2 protein-coding genes are annotated in these 2716 nt (G+C 70.8%); one reads left to right on the top strand and one right to left on the bottom strand.

The annotated features are described in order from the left end of the window. Window positions 1-210: 210 nt before the first annotated feature. Window positions 211-1374: an LLM class flavin-dependent oxidoreductase gene (locus AC2VOR_RS01700; protein WP_486963083.1), complete on the top strand. Its 1164-nt coding sequence runs from the start codon at window positions 211-213 to the stop codon at window positions 1372-1374. On the opposite strand, the gene AC2VOR_RS01695 is transcribed toward AC2VOR_RS01700, so the two are convergent. After that, a partial coding sequence (locus tag AC2VOR_RS01695) for an FAD-dependent monooxygenase (protein WP_486963082.1) occupies window positions 1361-2716 on the bottom strand: 1356 nt, incomplete at its 5' end. The two genes, AC2VOR_RS01700 and AC2VOR_RS01695, sit on opposite strands and share 14 nt — an antisense overlap.

Below are 2716 nucleotides of genomic sequence, written 5' to 3'. Positions count from 1 at the left end.
CATCTGCGGCGGCTACCCGTGATCGCACGGGTGTCCTGAAACCCGACGGCTCTGCGAAGCCGACAAAGTCTTGCTCCCTAGCCGATGGGGCCACGCTCGCGAGCTGGCCCCATCGGCTGAGCAATTTCTGCCATCGGGGACCGCGGGGACCTAGGGCGGGCGCCGGATCCGAGTTATGGTTCTGCGCAACTCGACCGCAAGAGGAGCCCGATGGCCAAGCTCAGGTTCGGATACTTCATCGCCCCGTTCCACCGCGCAGGAACCAATCCGACGCTTGCCCTGCAGCGAGACCTGCAGTTCATCGAACATCTCGACGCCCTCGGCTTCGACGAGGTCTGGCTGGGCGAGCACCACTCGGCGGGCAGCGAGATCATCAGCTCGCCGGAGATCTTCATCGCCGCCGCCGCCGAACGCGCCAAGCGGATCCGGTTCGGCACCGGGGTGATCTCGCTCGCCTACCACAACCCGCTCTGGGTCGCCGACCGGCTGATGCTGCTCGATCACCTCACCCACGGTCGCGTGATCGGCGGGGTGGGTCCGGGTTCCCTGCCCACCGACTCCGCGATGATCGGCCTGACCCCCACCGACACCCGCGAGCTGCTCGAGACCAATCTCGACATCGTCGTGCGCCTGCTGGCGGGCGAAACCGTGTCCGCGAAGACCGCCACGCACCAACTGTTCGACGCGCGGCTGCAGCTCGCCCCGTACTGCGACGGCGGGATCCCGCTGTCGGTCGCGGCGGTCGCCTCGCCGACGGGGGCACGGTTGGCCGGCAAGCACGGCATCGGCCTGCTGTCGATCGGGGCGACGCTGATCGTCGAGGGCTTCGACGCGCTCGCCTACCACTGGGGCATCGTCGAAGAGCGCGCGGCCGCCTTCGGCACGCAGGTGGACCGCAAGAACTGGAGCCTGGTCGGGCTGTTCCATCTCGCCGAGACGGACAAGCAGGCGCGCGAAGAGGTTAAGTTCGGCATCGAGCCGTGGTTCCGCTACTTCCAGAAGGTGGCCGCCTTCCCGCAGATGACCATGCCGGGGGAGCAGCTCGACGAGATGATCGACGTCATCAACGACAACGGGGCGGGTGTGATCGGCACCCCGGAGCGGGCGCGGGTCCAGGTGCAGCGGCTCTGGGATCAGTCCGGCGGGTTCGGCTGCATGCTGCAGATGGGCCACGAGTGGGCCAACCCGGCGGCGACCAAGCGGTCCGCCGAGCTGTTCGCCGCCGAGGTGATGCCGCACTTCCAGGGGCAATCGCAACCGACCCTGGATGCCGCCGCACGCGCCGGTCAGGTGCGCGACGACCTCGCGCAGACCCAGCTGCAGGCCGTCGAGCACATGACGAAGAAGTATCAGGACGAGATCACGTCGTCGTAGCGGCGCGGATGCCGAACCAGGTGTCCAGCGTGGCGCGCAGCTCGCGCAGTTCGTCGCCGCCGGGCGCAGCGGCCGAGGACGCCCACGCCACGTAACCGTCGGGGCGCACCAGCACGGCCGTCGCGGCGACGTCGCCCACCGGCCGGCCGGCGGCGACGGTGAGCTGACCCGCGCCGTCAATCGTGGCGTCTGCCACCACCGCGCCCGCGGTCAGATCGATCAGCAACGGCCGTCCGTCGCGGGCCAGCTCGGCCACGCGGCGGATCCCTCCGGCACCCGCGACGGCGAAGTCGGGCACCCAGCGCCCCACCAGCGGATGCGCCTCGGGGCCTGCGGCGTAACGGTTTTCGGCTCCCGACACCAGCTCGCCGAGCCGACGGACGACCGCGGGGTCGGTGAGGAGTTCGGAGAAGAGCCGCCGCAGGGCGGTGACCTCGGGTCCCGGACGCACCAGCGTCAGCTGCGCGCGACTGTGCATGATGACCCGTTCGGCGGCCGGCCGGCGCTCCGCCTCGTAGCTGGCGAGCACCGTGGGCGCGACGCGCCGGTGCAACACGCCCGCCAGCTTCCAGCCCAGGTTCACCGCGTCCTGCAAACCCAGGTTGAGTCCGGGCCCGCCCATGGGGGAGTGCACGTGAGCGGCATCGCCCACCAGGATCACCCGGCCCCGCTGGTAGTGCGAGGCGATCCGCGAGTTGATGCCGGAAAAGCGGCGCAGGTCCAGCGGCTCGTCGGACGAAGGCGACACCGGCCGCAACGGAAGGTCGGCGCCGATGACGCGCTTGGCCGCGGCTTCCAGTTCGGCCAGGCTCATCGCCGGGCCGTCGTCGCCGCTGTCGTCGTGGGGATCCTCGCGGGCCGAGCCGTCCAGCTCGAACACGATCACCGCCGCCCGGCCCCCGAGCGCGCCGAAGGCGAACACGCCGCGCTCGACCCGGTGGAACTGCAGCGGCGGGACGCGCCCGAACCCGGGGATGTCGAGCACACCGGTGACCGGGTCGACCCACTCCTCGGGCGGCAGCACGTCGAAGCCCATCCGGACGGTGACGTCGTAGGCCGACATGCCGGGAAAGTCGATGCCGGCCAGCCTGCGGGTGGGGCTGGTGCCGCCGTCGGCGCCGACAAGGTATCCGGCCCGCAGCTCGTAGGCGCCCTCGGGGCCGTCGACGTGCACCGTGACGCCGTCGCCGTCGTGGTCGAAGCCAGCCAGCGCGTGACCCCAGCGGATGTCGACGCCATGTCCGCGGGCCCGCTCGGCAAGCACCTGCACGAGCCTGGGCTGCTGCACGGGGAGCAGGAAGACCTGCGAATCCGGCACCTGCGTCAGATCCAGCGGGAAGGC

The organism is Mycobacterium sp. TH-M103 (assembly GCF_057473785.1).
This window is presented reverse-complemented; position numbering and strand designations above follow the sequence as displayed.